Source organism: Bradyrhizobium sp. HKCCYLRH3097 (assembly GCF_051167875.1).
GTDB lineage: Bacteria > Pseudomonadota > Alphaproteobacteria > Rhizobiales > Xanthobacteraceae > Bradyrhizobium.
The window spans coordinates 170220-186086 of record NZ_JBNPTX010000009.1 but is presented as its reverse complement, the minus strand read 5'-3'; the positions used below and the strand labels follow the sequence as shown (position 1 = coordinate 186086).

Sequence of the window (15867 nt, the reverse complement as noted above, 5' to 3'; positions counted from 1 at the left end):
TGTGAGTTGCCGCCATGAGCGCAGCCTCGTGCCGCGCTCAGGGCCGCTGGATAACGCGAATTCCCTGTGCGCCTGCCAGGATCGCCGTGCTGCCGAGGCCGATGAACAGCCCATGCTCGACCACGCCCGGAATTGCGCTCAAAAGACCCGCCAGGCGCGGGGGATCCATGATCTCCCCAAGGCGGACGTCGATAATCCAGTGGCCGCTATCGGTGACGAAAACGTGGCCGTCTGCGGACTTGCGCAGGCTCATCGGCCCGGACACGCCGGCCGTGGCGAAGGCGTCACTCATCTCGCGCTGAGTCGCGGCGAGGCCGAACGGAACCACCTCGACCGGCAGCGGGTAGCGGCCGAGTTGCGCCACCCATTTACTGTCGTCGGCGATCACGATCATGCGATCCGAAGCGCTGGCGACGATCTTCTCGCGCAGCAGCGCGCCGCCGCCGCCCTTGATCAGGTCGAGCGCCGGATTGATCTCGTCTGCGCCGTCGATGGTGATGTCGAGCCGGTCGATCTCATCGAGCGTGGTCAGCGGCACGCCGCACGCTTGCGCCTGCGCCCTTGTCGCCTCCGAGGTCGGCACGCCCACGATCTTGAGGCCGGCGCGCACCTTTTCTCCGAGCAGATCGACGAAATGCTTGGCAGTCGATCCGGTGCCGAGACCGAGCTTCATGCCGCTCTCGACCTCCTCCAGCGCACGCGCCGCTGCCTGCCGCTTCAATGCATCCATGTCGACCAAGGAACCCGCCCTTCGCACCCAGGGCCCCCACGGGCGGGGGCCGAAAGCCGGCGCATATCTAGCGATGTTTTGACGCGGGGCCTAGCTCTCGCCGGCCACGAAATCGGACAAAATGCCATTGCGGGCCTCTTGCAAGGACATGAGCCGGCCGCTAGCGGATACCGATGCCCATCTCCAGCACCATCGTCTTCGATCTCGACGGCACCCTGGTCGACACGGCGCCGGATCTCATCAGCGCGCTCAATCACGTCCTGCAGCGCGAGGGTCTGCGGCCGGTGCCGCTGGCCTCGGCCCGCAAGATGATCGGCCACGGCGCCCGCAAGCTGATCGAGCGCGGTCTGGAGGCGGAGGGTCGCTTCGCCAGCACCGATGACATCGGCCGCCTCACCACCGATTTCATCGATTTCTACGCTGAGAACATCGCCATCGAATCGCGCCCCTTCGAGGGGCTGGAGGCGGCGCTCGACGAGCTTGCCGGCCGCGGCTGCCAGTTCGCGGTGTGCACCAACAAGCTGGAATGGCTGTCGAAGCGGCTGCTCGACCAGCTCGGCCTGTCCTCCCGCTTCGCCGCGATCTGCGGTGCCGACACGTTCGGGGTCGCCAAGCCGGATCCGGCGATCCTGCGCCAGACCATCGCGCAGGCCGGCGGCGAGGTCGGGGCCGCGATCATGGTCGGCGATGCCGGCACCGACGTCGGCGCCGCCCGCCGCGCCGGCGTGCCGGTGATCGGCTGCACCTTCGGCTATACCGACGTACCGATCGCGGAGCTCAATCCGGACCACCTGATCGACCACATGCGCGAGCTGCCAGCCGCCGTTGCCGCCCTCAGCCCATCGCTCAGGATCGCCTGAGCCAACTTGCGATTCCACTGCCGCATCGCACCCTAACCCACTGCCCTGTCGACCTGAATCCGCACCTTGCGGTGCGTTAACGTTCTGTTGAGAATAGGGTTGACCGCAGTTGCGCCGCTGTTCTGACGCTCCTATGGTCGCCCTGGGATTGCGGCCGATGGCCGCAGGGTTGTGGGGCGGACATCATGATGCGGCGTGTCATCGCAATTGCGGTTGCGGGAGCCGGCTTGGCCGGTTGCTCGTCCTTCTCCATGGACAGCTTCAAGATGGCAGCGCCCGAGGTTCCGGTGCAGCTCGACTCCGTGCCGCCGGGCGCCGACGCCAAGACCTCGCTCGGACCGGGCTGCAAGACGCCGTGCACCGTCTCGGTGCCGGCGCCCGATGCGGGCTTCAGCGTCACCTTCACGATGGACAAGTACCAGCCCGCGACCATCCCGGTGCAGGTGATCCGCAACTCCGGCGATTTCAACACCTCGCCGCCGGTGGTGATGGACCCGAGCCCGGTCGTCGCCGAGCTGCAGCCGATGCCCGGCGCGCCGCCGAAGGCCGTCAAGCGCATGCGGCCGAAGAAGCCGAAGCCGCAGAAGTCCGCCGCTGCGCCGGACGCACCGGCGGCCACCGGGTCCGCCTTCCCCGCCCCCGCGCCGGGACGCCAATAGCGGACCGTCGTCCCGCGCGTCCCCTTGCCAAGGCGAAGCTGCATTGCAGCATCGACGGATCCACGTCGATGATTGTGGGGCGCGGCGATCATGATTAGATTGTCGTGAGACCGACATCCGGCCGCGCTTGCGCGGCCGCCGCGTGGCATCGCCGCCACCTGGGCCGCCACCAGCCAAGGCTTTCCATGACCGCAGAGACGTTGAGTGACACCGCCCTGACGCGCCCGATGACCGACCCGTTCGGTCGCCGCATCAGCTATCTGCGCGTCTCGGTGACCGACCGCTGCGACTTGCGCTGCTTCTATTGCATGTCCGAGGACATGACCTTCCTGCCGAAGGCCGACCTGCTGACGCTCGAAGAGCTCGACCGGCTGTGCTCGGCGTTCATCCACAAGGGCGTCAAAAAGCTCAGGCTCACCGGCGGGGAGCCGCTGGTCCGGCGCAACGTGATCGGCCTGGTCCGCTCGCTGTCGCGACATCTGAAGAGCGGCGCGCTCAACGAGCTGACGATGACGACCAACGCGACGCAGCTCGCCAAATATGCCGCCGAGCTCGCCGATTGCGGCGTCCGTCGCATCAACGTCTCGCTCGACACGCTCGACCCGGACAAGTTCCGCGCCATCACCCGCTGGGGCGATCTCGAGCGCGTGCTGGCCGGCATCGAGGCGGCGCGCGCCGCAGGTCTCGCCGTGAAGATCAACGCCGTCGCGCTGAAGAACATGAACGAGGACGAGATCCCCTCGCTGATCGACTGGGCGCACGGCAAGGGCATGGCGTTGACCTTGATCGAGGTGATGCCGATGGGCGAGATCGGCGAGGGCCGCCTCGACCAGTATCTGCCGTTGTCGCTGCTGCGCGCGCGTCTGGCGCAGACCTACACCATGACCGACCTCGACGAGACCACCGGCGGCCCGGCCCGCTACGTCCGCGTCGCCGAGACCGGCGGCACGATCGGCTTCATCACGCCGATGACGCATAATTTCTGCGAGAGCTGCAATCGCGTCCGCGTCACCTGCACCGGCACCCTGCACACCTGCCTCGGCCACGAGGACGCCTCCGACCTGCGCAAGCCGCTGCGTGCCTCGGCCAGCGACGAGGAGCTCAGCGCCGCGATCGACCGCGCCATCGGCCTCAAGCCGAAGGGCCACGACTTCATCATCGACCGCCGCCACAACCGTCCGAGCGTCAGCCGGCACATGAGCGTGACGGGCGGGTAGTCGGAGTCCATAACCATCGGGCCCTGCGATCAATCGCAATCGGAGCCGGCCTGTTGGCCGGCCATTCAGCCGACGATCACGCATACCGTATGAGCGGAGCGGCCCGAGGCGCAGTCACGACGCGGAGACTGATCATTTGTCGGCTTGCGGCACGTCCCCACGCGGCGTAGCTTTCAGCTGCAGATCGCGCATTCGAAAGCAATTTGTCGGTTCGGCCTAGCGGGAGACAGCGATGGCAGACCCAGTCGCATGGCACCTGTCCGGTGACTATTTCGAGAATTGCAGCTGCAGCCTGCTGTGTCCGTGCCTCATGTCGGCCGCCCCTCCCCTGACCGCGCAACCGACCGAGGGGTTCTGCAACGTACCATTGCTGTTCCACATCGAAACCGGCCGCTATGGCGATGTCGCGCTCGATGGCCTCAACGCGGCGGTGATGCTGCATGCGCCCGGCGTGATGGCGGATGGAGACTGGTCGATCGCCGCCTATGTCGATCAGCGCGCCGACGATCCGCAGACGGAGGCGATGGCCGCGATCTTCACCGGAGCTGCCGGCGGCCCGATGGCTGCGTTCACGCCGCTGATCAGCACCAATCTCGGCGTGCGCAAAGTCGCCATCACCTTCCGGATCGACGGCAAGACGCGGTCCGCCGACATCGCCGACATTCTGCACATGTCCGTCGATCCGCTGCCGACCATGCACCCGAGCGGAGAGATGTGGGTGAACATCGGCCATCCCGTCAGCCCGGACAGGATGGCGCTCGCCGTCGGCGCGGCGGGCAACACCTACAACGATCACGGCATGCGTTGGGACAATTCCGGCAAGAACGGCCTGTACGCGTCGATCAGTTGGTCCAACCAGGCCTAATTCGACGTGGCGCAAGGCCGGCAACCCGCCTTGCAGATGACCGGCAGCGCCCTGGAAGCCGTGCTGCGGCGCGATCGCTGGATCGTCGGCGGCGCGATCACGATCATGGTCGCCCTGTCGTGGGCCTATGTTCTCTGGCTTGCCAACGACATGGACATGGGCGGCATGGACATGACCGGCTTCCGCATGATCCCGGCCGGCATCGGAATCATGTTGCCGGCCAGCGAGCCGTGGCGCGCGATCGAGTTCGCCTATGTGTTCCTGATGTGGGCGGCGATGATGGTCGGGATGATGGCGCCTTCGGCGGCGCCCATGATCCTGATGTACGCCCGTGTGGGTCGACACGGCCGCGCGCAGGGCCAGCCGTTCGCGGCGACCGGCTGGTTTGCGGCCGGCTATCTGCTCGCCTGGAGCGGCTTTTCGCTCGTGGCGACCGGCCTGCAATGGGTTGTGGAGCGGACTGCGCTGCTGGATTCGCGGATGGCGATCGACAACCATCTGCTCGGCGCCATCGTGCTGATCGCGGCAGGCATCTATCAGTGGACGCCGCTGAAGAGCGCCTGCCTTGCCCAATGCCAGTCGCCGCTTCTGTTCCTGATGCGTCACGACGGCTTTCGCGGCGACCTGCAGGGCTGCGTGCTGCTGGGGCTTCGACACGGCGGCTATTGCGTGGGCTGCTGCTGGGCTCTGATGGCGCTGCTGTTCGTCGGCGGGGTGATGAGCGTGATGTGGATTGCCATTCTGACCCTGCTCGTGCTGTTTGAGAAACTGACTCCGGTCGGACGATGGATCGCGCGCGCGGCCGGCATTGCTTGCAGTGCCGCGGGCGCCTGGATGCTGGTGTCCCCACCGCAATGACGCGCAACGACGCGATGCAGGTCGTCGCGAGAGTGGCGACTGCCCCTTGGCATGGGATGCGGGCAACATGGTAAGCAGGCTCCAGCGTGGCGACTCTGTCGCCTGGAATGCCGCAACCGAACTGACGCGAGACGCCCGTGATTCCCTGGAAGCTGATCGACACCGCAGACGTGCCCGGCGGCGGCGAGCCGCTGCGGCTGATGCAGCGCGGCAAGGAGTTCTCGATCAAGCTCGGTTCGAACGAGCTGATGAACAGCCGGCTGCACGGATCCGAGGAGGCCCTGGCAACCCTGAGCTGCGCCCGCATCAAGGCCGAGCCGGCTCCACGGCTGCTGATCGGCGGCCTCGGCATGGGCTTCACCTTGCGGGCGGCACTGAAGGTGCTTGGTCCGCAGGCCCGTATCACCGTCGCCGAGCTGGTGCCGGCGGTGATCGCCTGGGCGCGCGGGCCGATGGCCGAATTGTCCGGCGCAAGCCTTTCCGATCCGCGCGTCGACATCCACGAGGGCGACGTCGTGAAGCTGATCGCCGCAGGGCGCGGCACCTATGATGCGATCCTGCTCGACGTCGACAACGGCCCGCAGGGGCTGACGCGGCAATCCAACGACGCGCTGTATGACCCCTCGGGTTTGCGCACCGCCTTCACCGCCCTGCGCCCCGGCGGCGTGCTGGCGGTATGGTCGTCCCACCCCGACGATCGCTTTGCCCCGCGCCTGCGCAAGGCAGGCTTCGCCGCCGAGGAGATCAACATCCGCGCCACCGGCCGCGGCGGCGGCGCCCGTCACGTGATCTGGATCGCGACGCGGCCGGCGTGATTGCGCCTCGTCGCGCGCGGAGCTCTCTGTCCTGAGAACTTTCTCCACCGGCTGTACTACCAGCGCTGATATTCTCCACGCCCGTTTGGATCAGCGTAGTGACGCGTCGGACATCGTCCTATGATGCGTCGGCGGCGACGAGGGATGCTCCATTCTCCGGCTTGTAGACCGTAGTGGCCAGGGGCACGCTATGCAATGAGGACGCGCCCCTGAATGGGAGAATTGCCATGGATGACAGAGCGAAGCGCGCTGCCTTGCAGCACCATTGGGATGCATCGGACGTGAATGATTTCGAAGCCGAGCACGACATCTATCGCGACGATGCCGTGCTGGATTATCCGCAATCGGGCGAACGCATCCACGGCCGGCGCAACATTCAGGAGAGCCGCTTCGTGCAGCCCAGCAGGAAGCGCTTCGCAGTGCGCCGAATCATCGGGAGCGGCGATCTGTGGGTGACCGAACTGGTCCTGACCTATGATGGCGTGCCGTCTTACGTGGTGAGCGTCATGGAATTCCGGGACGGCGGAGTAGCGCACGAGACCCAATATTTCGGCGATCGCTTCGACCCGGCGCCCTCGCGCGCGCATCTCGTCGAGCGCATCAACTCGGCCTGAAGGGCGACGAACGGCCACGGCAACCGCATTTCGGTGACGGCGGCATTTCGGTAGCAGGGCAGTGCATTTCTCGTCCTCGGGTCGCCGCGTCGCTGCAGCGGCGCCCTCCGCATCATCCGGCCACGCCGCCGAAAGCCTCACACCATCTCAGGTTGATTTCTCTCTCCTTCAGTTTACCCTTCCGCTCCTCGGCTCTCAATGTCGAGCGGGGTCCTTTGCATGGCGAGTCCCAAGATCATCATCCTGTCCGACGGGACCGGCAACGCCGCCTCGAGCGTGTGGCGAACCAACGTCTGGCGCATGTTCCAGGCGCTCGACCTGCAGGGCAACGCCCAGGCGGCCAAGTATGACGACGGCGTCGGCACATCGTCGTTCGTTCCGCTCGCCCTGCTCGGCGGCGCGTTCGGCTTCGGCCTCAAGCGCAACATCCTGGATGCCTATAAGTTCGTCTGCCGCAACTACGACCACGCGAACGGCTCGAAGATCTATCTGTTCGGCTTCAGCCGCGGCGCGTTCACCGTGCGGGTGCTCGCCGCGCTGATGCTCGATCAGGGGCTGATCGTTGCCGACACCGAGGCTGAGCTGCACGACGGCGCCGTGAAGGCCTATCGCGCCTATCGCGCCAAGGGGTACCATTCGATCTGGCGGATCGAAGTGCCGCTCCGCTGGATTCGCGATCATGTGCTGGTGCCGGTGATCGACCGCATCATGGGCCGTAAATCTCTCGACCTCATCGAGCGAAAAAGCCTCCCGGCGATCGAGTTCATCGGGCTGTGGGACACCGTCGCAGCCTATGGGCTACCGATCGACGAGATGACGCGGGGCATCTCCAACTGGGTGTGGCCGCTCGAGCTTCCCAATCGCGTGCTCAGTCCGCGGGTGACATGCGCGCGCCACGCGCTCGCGCTCGACGACGAGAGGACGACCTTCCACCCGGTGCTCTGGACCGAGGCGGGCGAGACCAAGCCGCAGGATGCCAGGACGATCGATGACGAGAGGCTGGTGCAGGTCTGGTTCGTCGGCATGCACGCCAATGTCGGCGGCGGCTATCCGGACGATTCCGTCTCCTACGTCCCCCTGACCTGGCTCGTCGGCGAGGCCGTCAAACGGGGCTTGATCTTCAAGACCGCGCCCGAGGCCGATCCGGATGCGATCAAGTCGATCGTCACGTCGCAGGACAAGGACGGACGCCTCTACAACTCGCGCTCCGGGCTCGGGTCCTATTATCGATACGGCCCGCGCAAGGTGTCGGAGCTCTGCAACGACCCGGCGGCGGGCGTCCAGGTGTCGATGCCGAAGATTCACGAAAGCGTCTTCGACCGCATCGACAGCGGCTGCAATGCCTATGCGCCCATCGGGCTGCCCGACAACTACATGATCGTCCGCTACGACGGCACGCTGACGCCGCTCGGGCCGACCACGTTCGAAACGCCGGCCGGCGCGGCCGCCCGGTTCGCGGCTCAGGAGAAGCTGTGGAATCTGGTGTGGTTCAGGCGCCTCGCCTATTTCGCAACCCTGGCGGCCTCGCTGCACCTCGCGGCCTTCTGGCTGTTCCACGACCTCGATCGCACGCACGAATACGACTCGCGCATCAGGATGGTCTCCGAAGCAGTCAGGCTGATCGAATCGTTCCTGCCGACATCGCTGCACTGGTGGACGGACTGGTACGCCGCCAACCCCGAATGGTTCGCCGGCGGGATCATCATCCTTGTCATGCTGACCGCGCTCGGGACATTCCTCAGCGACCGCATCGGCGACCGGATGCGCGTGATCTGGCGCGAACGGGCATCGCCCCCGATGCCGTCCGGCCCGCTGCATCGGGCCATCTACGCGCTCCGGACCAATCGCGCCTATCAGTTTGCCATCAGGAACGGCAAGCGGCATGTCGGCCCGTTCTTGCTCGCTATCGGCACCGTCTGGCTCGCAGCCACGCTGATCAGCCATTTCCTGTTCAACGCCGCGGATTCGATGGGCGCCTTTTGCCATGGCACCCCTGCCCGCGAGCTCGTCGCGGTCGACAAGGGCATTCCGCAGGATGCCAGGGATTTCTCGACCGATGCGGTTTGCGCTCCCACCGGGTTGAGCGTCCGTCCCGGCTTCTCCTACGAGATCGTCGTCACCATGACCGACCCGTGGGAGGATGCCGGGCGTCCGGTCACCCCCGCCGGCTATCGCACCTCGACGGTCCGGGGCTACGCCCGCTGGACGTTCCGCGCAGGCATCCTGCTGCGCCGCGTTCTCTTCCGTCCCTGGTATCGGCTGATCGCCAGGGTCGGCGAGACCGGCGTCGACGAATATTTCCTCGACCCCGTTCCCGCCCCCAACACGACACCTCAAGCCTACAAAGCGCGCTTCAAGGCCGAGCGCGGCGGTGAGCTGTTCCTCTACGTCAATGACGCGGTGATCGGGCTGCCCTGGGTGTACGATGCATTCTATCCGAACAACACCGGCAAGGCGAAGGTGACCGTCAGGCTGCTCTGAACCGCCGACGCCACCAGGCGGAGACGAGGTCATGATCGACGGTTCGCCTGCCAACCGCGGCGCGACCGCTTGGGGCAGTGGCAAGCGCGCCACCGCGCGCGTGTCGCTGCGCCCTGACGAGATCTCGCGTCCATCGCCGCCGACACTGCACCGCGTCAATACAGGCTCCGCTTGAACCGCCGGAACTGCGACCAGCCGGCCGAGTTGCAAACACGGAGCATCGAACGACGAGGCAGAAAACTCCTCATCAATCCCGCTCCCCTTTTGGCTGTTCTTGAAAAGAGAGGCGACGATGAAAGCACCCCTTCTTCTTGCCGGCGCAGTGATCATCGGATCGGTCGCGCCAGTGCTCGCTGACGAATACTACATCGTGCAGGGACCGAGCCATCGCTGCACCATCACCACCACGCGCCCCGCCGACCGCGAGGTCGTCACGCAAATCGGACCGATGGCGTTCACCAGCCGCGTGGAAGCCGAGGACCGCATCCGCCAGACCAAGGTCTGTGAGGACGAAGGCACGGTCGGCAGCTCGACCAGCACCACCACGGTCATCAAAGAGAAGTAGTCGGCGGCGTCATTGCGATCGGCGTTTGCCGCGACACGGTCGCGCCCATGTCCGTGGGCGCGACTTTCTGTTGTCCACAGATCAGTTTTCGATCGGGGCCACGCCGCCGATAGACGCAGTCGCGGCGGCCACAGAAAACCGGGGTTATCAGTCCCTTCCCGACACCGAACCGCGTCCACCCTGGTTGCGTTCCGCCGCAGCGTTGGGTACCCCAGCGCGGGATCGGATCAGGACATCATGGCCTCGCAATCGCTCAAGCTCGCCATCGGCAGCCTCGTGGTCGGAACGATCGTGCTCGGCCTGAAGTATCTCGCCTATTGGATCACCGGCTCGGTCGCGCTCTACTCCGATGCCGTCGAGAGCATCGTCAACGTCGTCACCGCCGTGGTCGCGCTCGTCGCGGTGCGCATCGCCGCCAAGCCCGCGGATGCCAACCATCCGTTCGGCCACCACAAGGTCGAGTATTTCAGCGCGGTGATCGAGGGCGTCATGATCGTCGTGGCGGCGCTGCTCATCATCCACGAGGCCTACGGGAATTTCTTCGATCCGCGGGCGTTTTCCGCACCCGTCGAGGGGCTCGCGGTGAATGCGCTGGCGAGCGCGATCAATGCGGTCTGGTGCTGGCTGTTGATCACGCGGGGCAAGCGGTTGCGGTCGCCGGCGCTGGTGGCAGACGGCCGGCACCTGCTGACGGACGTCGTGTCCTCGGGCGGCGTCGTGGTCGGCCTCGGCCTCGCGGTGATGTTGCAGCTGCCGATCCTAGATCCGGCACTGGCCGTGCTGGTCGCCGTGAACATCCTGTGGTCGGGATGGCAGGTGCTGAAGGAATCCACCAGCGGGCTGATGGATGAAGCGGTCCCGGACGCCACGCTGGCGCGCATTCGCCTGATCATCAGTCAGCATGCCGGCGGCGCGCTGGAGGCGCATGATGTCCGGACCCGCCATGCCGGCAAGCTGACCTTCATCGAGTTCCACCTCGTGGTGCCTGGCGAGATGTCGGTCAACCAGGCGCACGAAATCTGCGACCGGATCGAGGCAGCCTTGCGCGAGGACGACGAGCACAGCTGGATCACCATCCACGTCGAACCCGAAAACAAGGCCAAGCATTCCGGCGTGGTGGTGCTGTAAGACCGCTGCGCGCCGGACGTGGTCCGTCGGCCGCACCCAAGAGTCCCCCGCCCTCACGCTCGGCCCGTTGACCTTCATTCGCCGGCCGGCGATCGCCAGGCCCCGGCGACCCGCGACAGCTGTGGCGCGGCGTCGCCACTCCTGCAACATGTTGCGGCAACGCTCATTTTTGCCCATTTTTCCGATTGACGGCAACACGAGGCGCTGAAATGGTGCCCCCGTTTTTGAGCCTGCCGGGCCGGATAGGCCGTTGCGCCATGTGCTGCGCAGCCAGAACGGGCCATGGGACGTCGCAAGACATTTGGGGGAGGATTGCGTTGCAAGCGTTGCTGAAATTGAGCCGTGGGATCGATGCGTTCACGACCTGGACCGGCAAGCGGCTGGCGTGGCTGATCCTGCTCGCTGTCATCATCTCGACGATCAACGCCATCGTCCGCAAGACGCTCGACACCTCGTCGAATTCCTGGCTTGAGCTGCAATGGGTGCTGTTCTCAGCCGTCTTCCTGCTGTGCTCCCCCTGGACCCTGCTCGACAACGAGCACATCCGCATCGACATCGTCAACGCCATGATGCCCAAATGGCTGCGTGACACCATCGACGTCGTCGGTCACGTGCTCTTCCTCATCCCGCTCTGCATCGTGATGATCATCACCAGCGTGCCCTTCTTTCTGCGCTCCATCGAGATCAACGAGCAATCGAGCAACGCTGGCGGCCTGCCGCAATGGCCGGCGAAGTCCCTCATCATGCTCGGCTTCGCCTTCCTGCTGGCGCAGGGCGTGTCCGAGCTGATCAAGCGCATCGCGGTCATGCGCGGGCTGATCCCGGATCCCCACGCTTCGAAGCCCCACGGCATCGAGGCCGAGGTCGAGCACCTCGTCGAAGCGATCGAGAAGAAGTAAGCGGCGGGCTGGGGGATCATCCAATGGAAGCGTTTCTGATCGCCAATATGGCGCCGATCATGTTCGGGTCGCTGGTCGTGATGCTGCTGCTCGGCTATCCGGCAGCGTTCTCGCTCGGCGCCGTCGGCCTGTTCTACGCCCTCGTCGGCATCGGGCTCGGCGAATTCCGGCCGGACTTCCTGCAGGCGCTACCGGAACGTGTCTACGGCGTGATGAACAACGACACGCTGCTGGCGATTCCGTTCTTCACCTTCATGGGCCTGGTGCTGGAACGATCCGGCATGGCCGAGGATCTGCTCGACACCATCGGACAGCTGTTCGGCACCATCCGCGGCGGCCTCGCTTATGCGGTCGTGTTCGTCGGCGCGCTGCTCGCGGCCACCACCGGCGTGGTCGCCGCCTCGGTGATCTCGATGGGCCTGATCTCTCTGCCGATCATGCTGCGCTACGGCTACGACCGCCGGCTTGCCTCGGGCATCATCGCCGCCTCCGGCACGCTTGCGCAGATCATCCCGCCGTCGCTGGTCCTGATCGTCATGGCCGACCAGCTCGGCAAGTCCGTCGGCGACATGTACGAAGGCGCCTTCATCCCTGGCCTCGTGCTGTCGGCGATCTATGCAGCCTATGCCTTCCTCACCAGCATGATCTTCCCGAAATCGGCCCCCGGCCTGCCGGCCGATGCGATCGGCTTTCGGGAGGACTCAGGCGACCGCGGCCTGAAATCGCTGGGCGTGCTGTTTCTGGCGAGCTGTGTGTTCGGCTGGTTCATGATGCGCGGCTCGGAATATCACGGCGCCGACTTCGTCGTGCTGAGCATGTTCTACGGCATCGTGTTCGCCTTCGCCGTCGCCGTCGTGAACTGGGTGCTGGAGCGCACCACCGGATACCGCTTCCTGTCCCGCATGGCGCAGCAGACCACCTTCGTGATGGTGCCGCCGCTGTTCCTGATCTTCCTGGTGCTCGGTACGATCTTCATCGGGCTCGCGACGCCGACGGAAGGCGGCGCGATGGGCGCCGCCGGCGCGATCATCCTTGGTGCGATCAAGCGGCGGCTCAGCTTCGACCTGGTCCGCCAGGCGGTGGAATCCACTGCCAAGCTGTCGGCCTTCGTGGTCTTCATCCTGGTCGGCGCGCGCGTGTTCTCGCTGACCTTCTACGGCGTCAACGGCCATGTCTGGGTCGAGCACCTGCTGACTTCGCTGCCCGGCGGTCAGGTCGGCTTCCTGATCTTCGTCAACGCCTTCGTGTTCGTGCTGGCGTTCTTCCTCGACTTCTTCGAGCTCGCCTTCATCATCATCCCGCTGCTCGGACCCGCGGCCGAAAAGCTCGGCATCGACCTGATCTGGTTCGGCGTCATCCTCGGCGTCAACATGCAGACCTCGTTCATGCATCCGCCGTTCGGCTTTGCCTTGTTCTATTTGCGATCAGTGGCACCGAAGGAGTCCTATCTCGACCGTGTCACCGGCAAGAGGATGGAGCCGGTGACCACGGGACAGATCTACTGGGGCGCGGTGCCGTTCGTGGTGATCCAGTTGATCATGGTGATGCTGGTGATCCTGTTCCCCTCGATGGTCATGCACTACAAGGGCTCGCTCTCCACCGTTGATCCGAACTCGATCAAGATCGAGATCCCGCAGATCGACGCGCCGCCGCTCGATTTCGGCCCGCCTCAGATCGATGTCGGACCGCCGAAGCAGTGATGGCCGCGACGCGCAATCGCTCCGCCCACGAAAAACCCCGGCGCAACGCGCCGGGGTTTTGTTTTGTCGCTGGCTCCTGACGCGATACGGCGCCGGTCTCAGCTCAGCGGATTGCGCGCCATGAAGGCGTCGTAGCCGATCTCGGCGACCTGGAACCAGGAGTAGCCATTGCCGGCGAAGGCCGACAGCGACTCATAGGTCTTCTTGAAGTCGGGGTTGGTGGCCGCGACCTCGTTGTGCAGCTCGCGGGCAGCCTTCAGGCAGGCCTGCATGATCTCCGGCGAGAACGCATGCAGCTTGGCACCGGCGGCGAGCAGCCGGCGCAGCGCCGCCGGATTGCTCTGGTCGTACTTCGCCATCATCCAGTTGTTGGCATAATGGCCGGCATGCTCGAGGATCTTCTGATAGTTCTTGGGCAGCGCATTCCAACGATCCTGGTTGACGAAGGAAAGCAGTATCGGTCCGCCCTCCCACCAACCCGGATAGTAGTAGTGGGGCGCGACCTTGACGAAGCCGAGCTTCTCGTCGTCGTACGGTCCGACCCACTCGGCCGCATCGATCGTGCCCTTCTCCAGCGCCGGATAGATGTCGCCGCCGGCGATCTGCTGCGGCACCGCGCCGAGCTTCTGCAGCACGCGGCCGGCAAAGCCACCGACGCGGAATTTCAGCCCCTTGAGATCGTTGACGCCGGTGAGCTCCTTGCGGAACCAGCCGCCCATCTGGCAACCGGTGTTGCCGGCAAGCAGCGAGACGACATTGTACTTCGCGTAGAACTCGTTGAGGATCTCACGTCCTCCGCCGAGCATGTACCAGGCCTGGTTGATGCGCATGTTCGGCCCGAACGGGACCGACGAGCCGAAGGTGAACGTCGGGTCCTTGCCGAAATAGTAGTACGACGCAGTGTGGCCGATTTCGACGGTGCCGTTCTGCACGGCGTCGAGGACCTGCAGGCCGGGCACGATTTCGCCGGCGGCGAAGGGCTGGATCTGGAATTTGTTGTCGGTGGCCTCACCGACCACCTTGGCCATGATCTCGGCGCCGCCATACAAGGTGTCGAGCGATTTCGGCCAGCTCGTCGGCATGCGCCATTTCAGCTCCGGCATCGATTGTGCGATGGCCGGCGCTGCGATCGCGGCCGCGCCAGCGGCGCCAAGCCCGGTCACCTTGATGAAGTCTCTCCGCTTCATAGTTCTTCCCTCCCTGGGGGTCATTGTGTTCGTTTCCTGAGCAGCCTTCTTTGTGAGGCTTCAGTTCCAGTGTGGATCAAAGTGCGTCGGAGTGCCATTGCGAAACGTTGTCGCAACGCAAAAGCCCGGCCTCTCGCGAGGCCGGGCTGACGTCGATCCGCCGATCTGAAGTTTGCGATCAGCCGCGGGTACGCGAGCGGATCATGAAGCTGTCGTAGGTATACTCGGCAACCTGCCACCACAGATATTCATCCGAGCGGTAGGCCTGCATCGCGTCGATGACCTTCTTGAAGTCGGCGTTCTTGGCCGAGATCTCGCCCCACAGCTCGTTGGTCGCCTTGAGGCAGGCCTCGAGCACCTCGTTGGTGAACGGCCGCAGCTGCGTGCCGCCGGCGACCAGGCGCTTCAGCGCCGCCGGGTTCACCTGGTCGTAGCGCGCGGCCATCCAGGTGTTGGCATTGACCGTCGCGTTGGCGAGGATCGACTGATAGTGCTTCGGCAGCTCGTTCCACTTGTCGAGATTGGCGAAGGCGTGGACGGTCGGACCGCCCTCCCAGAAGCCCGGGTAGTAGTAGTACTTCGCCACCTTCTGGAAGCCGAGCTTCTCGTCGTCATACGGACCGACCCACTCGGCGGCGTCGATGGTGCCCTTCTCGAGCGACGGGTAGATGTCGCCGCCCGCGAGCTGCTGCGGCACGACGCCGAGCTTCTGCAGCACCTGGCCGGCGATGCCACCGATGCGGAACTTCAAGCCCGAAAGGTCGGCGACGGTCTTGATCTCCTTGCGGAACCAGCCGCCCATCTGGGTGCCGGTGTTGCCGCAGGGGAAGCCAATGACGTTGGCGGCCTTCTTGAAGAACTCGTTGGCGAGCTCGTTGCCGCCGCCCTGATACAGCCAGGAGTTCTGCTGCCGGGCGTTCAGGCCGAACGGCACCGAGGCGAAGATCGCGAAGGTCGGGTCCTTGCCGACGTAATAATACGACACCGTATGGCACATCTCGACGGTGTTCTTGGAGGTCGCGTCGAGCGCCTGCAGGCCCGGCACCAGCTCACCAGCCTGGAAGACCTGGATCTGGAACTTGTTGTCCGTCATCTCGGCAACCTGCTTCGCCATATATTCGGCGCCGCCATAGATCGTGTCGAGCGACTTCGGGAAGCTGGAGGTCAACCGCCATTTGATCTCGGGCATCGACTGCGCGATCGCAGGCGAGGCCACCGCTGCCGACGCGGCGGCACCGGCGGCCGAGACCTTCAGAAAATCACGACGCTTCATATTAAGGCATCTCCTT

The 15867-nt window shown here is 65.1% G+C and carries 16 protein-coding genes; 13 read left to right on the top strand and 3 right to left on the bottom strand.

What is annotated here, in order from left to right:
* Positions 1-37: 37 nt before the first annotated feature.
* Entirely contained in the window at positions 38-730 is a 693-nt protein-coding gene (gene rpiA, locus ACQR0U_RS22030) for a ribose-5-phosphate isomerase RpiA (RefSeq protein WP_316184725.1), read from the bottom strand.
* A gap of 173 nt (positions 731-903) precedes the next feature.
* On the opposite strand from rpiA, the gene ACQR0U_RS22025 reads away from it, so the two are divergent.
* The 13 genes from ACQR0U_RS22025 (at position 904) to ACQR0U_RS21965 (ending at position 13391) form a co-directional block, all read left to right on the top strand.
* Entirely contained in the window at positions 904-1590 is a 687-nt protein-coding gene (locus ACQR0U_RS22025) for an HAD family hydrolase (RefSeq protein WP_315717650.1), read from the top strand.
* A gap of 266 nt (positions 1591-1856) precedes the next feature.
* Positions 1857-2249 (top strand): hypothetical protein, encoded by a 393-nt coding sequence (locus ACQR0U_RS22020; protein WP_315717649.1) that lies wholly within the window; start codon positions 1857-1859, stop codon positions 2247-2249.
* A gap of 185 nt (positions 2250-2434) precedes the next feature.
* Complete coding sequence (gene moaA / locus ACQR0U_RS22015) at positions 2435-3466, top strand: GTP 3',8-cyclase MoaA (RefSeq protein WP_316184338.1); 1032 nt, start codon at positions 2435-2437, stop codon at positions 3464-3466.
* Between the two features lie 232 nt (positions 3467-3698).
* Positions 3699-4331: a DUF1326 domain-containing protein gene (locus ACQR0U_RS22010; protein ID WP_316184340.1), complete on the top strand. Its 633-nt coding sequence runs from the start codon at positions 3699-3701 to the stop codon at positions 4329-4331.
* A 36-nt stretch (positions 4332-4367) separates the two neighbouring features.
* On the top strand, positions 4368-5189 hold the full coding sequence (locus tag ACQR0U_RS22005; protein ID WP_316184341.1) for a DUF2182 domain-containing protein: 822 nt from the start codon (positions 4368-4370) through the stop codon (positions 5187-5189).
* Between the two features lie 137 nt (positions 5190-5326).
* Positions 5327-6004 carry a spermidine synthase gene (locus ACQR0U_RS22000; RefSeq protein WP_316188463.1) on the top strand — a complete coding sequence of 226 codons (678 nt, stop codon included), beginning with the start codon at positions 5327-5329 and terminating at the stop codon, positions 6002-6004.
* Between the two features lie 227 nt (positions 6005-6231).
* Positions 6232-6618: a nuclear transport factor 2 family protein gene (locus ACQR0U_RS21995; RefSeq protein ID WP_315752573.1), complete on the top strand. Its 387-nt coding sequence runs from the start codon at positions 6232-6234 to the stop codon at positions 6616-6618.
* A gap of 219 nt (positions 6619-6837) precedes the next feature.
* Positions 6838-9099: a DUF2235 domain-containing protein gene (locus ACQR0U_RS21990; RefSeq protein WP_316187170.1), complete on the top strand. Its 2262-nt coding sequence runs from the start codon at positions 6838-6840 to the stop codon at positions 9097-9099.
* 31 nt (positions 9100-9130) lie between these two features.
* Complete coding sequence (locus ACQR0U_RS21985; RefSeq protein WP_316188462.1) at positions 9131-9274, top strand: hypothetical protein; 144 nt, start codon at positions 9131-9133, stop codon at positions 9272-9274.
* Positions 9275-9391: 117 nt separating this feature from the next.
* The gene (locus ACQR0U_RS21980) at positions 9392-9664 is read left to right on the top strand and encodes a hypothetical protein (protein WP_315717640.1); all 273 of its coding nucleotides are present in this window, start codon (positions 9392-9394) and stop codon (positions 9662-9664) included.
* 237 nt (positions 9665-9901) lie between these two features.
* A complete protein-coding gene (locus ACQR0U_RS21975; RefSeq protein WP_315752571.1) occupies positions 9902-10792 on the top strand; it encodes a cation diffusion facilitator family transporter in 891 nt (296 codons plus the stop codon).
* A 317-nt stretch (positions 10793-11109) separates the two neighbouring features.
* The gene (locus ACQR0U_RS21970; protein WP_315752570.1) at positions 11110-11691 is read left to right on the top strand and encodes a TRAP transporter small permease subunit; all 582 of its coding nucleotides are present in this window, start codon (positions 11110-11112) and stop codon (positions 11689-11691) included.
* 23 nt (positions 11692-11714) lie between these two features.
* The gene (locus ACQR0U_RS21965; protein WP_315752569.1) at positions 11715-13391 is read left to right on the top strand and encodes a TRAP transporter large permease; all 1677 of its coding nucleotides are present in this window, start codon (positions 11715-11717) and stop codon (positions 13389-13391) included.
* A 98-nt stretch (positions 13392-13489) separates the two neighbouring features.
* Here ACQR0U_RS21965 and ACQR0U_RS21960 read toward each other — a convergent pair whose 3' ends face one another.
* On the bottom strand, positions 13490-14578 hold the full coding sequence (locus ACQR0U_RS21960) for a TRAP transporter substrate-binding protein (protein ID WP_315752568.1): 1089 nt from the start codon (positions 14576-14578) through the stop codon (positions 13490-13492).
* Between the two features lie 178 nt (positions 14579-14756).
* Positions 14757-15851 (bottom strand): TRAP transporter substrate-binding protein, encoded by a 1095-nt coding sequence (locus ACQR0U_RS21955; protein WP_316165001.1) that lies wholly within the window; start codon positions 15849-15851, stop codon positions 14757-14759.
* Positions 15852-15867: the final 16 nt, after the last annotated feature.

Bases quoted from the DNA above. Each gene is read 5' to 3' on its own strand.
- rpiA (WP_316184725.1), bottom strand. From the start codon at position 730: ATGGATGCATTGAAGCGGCAGGCAGCGGCGCGTGCGCTGGAGGAGGTC.
- ACQR0U_RS22010 (WP_316184340.1), top strand. From the start codon at position 3,699: ATGGCAGACCCAGTCGCATGGCACCTGTCCGGTGACTATTTCGAGAAT.
- moaA (WP_316184338.1), top strand. From the start codon at position 2,435: ATGACCGCAGAGACGTTGAGTGACACCGCCCTGACGCGCCCGATGACC.
- ACQR0U_RS21955 (WP_316165001.1), bottom strand. From the start codon at position 15,851: ATGAAGCGTCGTGATTTTCTGAAGGTCTCGGCCGCCGGTGCCGCCGCG.
- ACQR0U_RS21995 (WP_315752573.1), top strand. From the start codon at position 6,232: ATGGATGACAGAGCGAAGCGCGCTGCCTTGCAGCACCATTGGGATGCA.
- ACQR0U_RS21985 (WP_316188462.1), top strand. From the start codon at position 9,131: ATGATCGACGGTTCGCCTGCCAACCGCGGCGCGACCGCTTGGGGCAGT.
- ACQR0U_RS22025 (WP_315717650.1), top strand. From the start codon at position 904: ATGCCCATCTCCAGCACCATCGTCTTCGATCTCGACGGCACCCTGGTC.
- ACQR0U_RS21975 (WP_315752571.1), top strand. From the start codon at position 9,902: ATGGCCTCGCAATCGCTCAAGCTCGCCATCGGCAGCCTCGTGGTCGGA.
- ACQR0U_RS21980 (WP_315717640.1), top strand. From the start codon at position 9,392: ATGAAAGCACCCCTTCTTCTTGCCGGCGCAGTGATCATCGGATCGGTC.
- ACQR0U_RS21965 (WP_315752569.1), top strand. From the start codon at position 11,715: ATGGAAGCGTTTCTGATCGCCAATATGGCGCCGATCATGTTCGGGTCG.
- ACQR0U_RS22005 (WP_316184341.1), top strand. From the start codon at position 4,368: ATGACCGGCAGCGCCCTGGAAGCCGTGCTGCGGCGCGATCGCTGGATC.
- ACQR0U_RS22020 (WP_315717649.1), top strand. From the start codon at position 1,857: ATGGCAGCGCCCGAGGTTCCGGTGCAGCTCGACTCCGTGCCGCCGGGC.
- ACQR0U_RS21990 (WP_316187170.1), top strand. From the start codon at position 6,838: ATGGCGAGTCCCAAGATCATCATCCTGTCCGACGGGACCGGCAACGCC.
- ACQR0U_RS21960 (WP_315752568.1), bottom strand. From the start codon at position 14,578: ATGAAGCGGAGAGACTTCATCAAGGTGACCGGGCTTGGCGCCGCTGGC.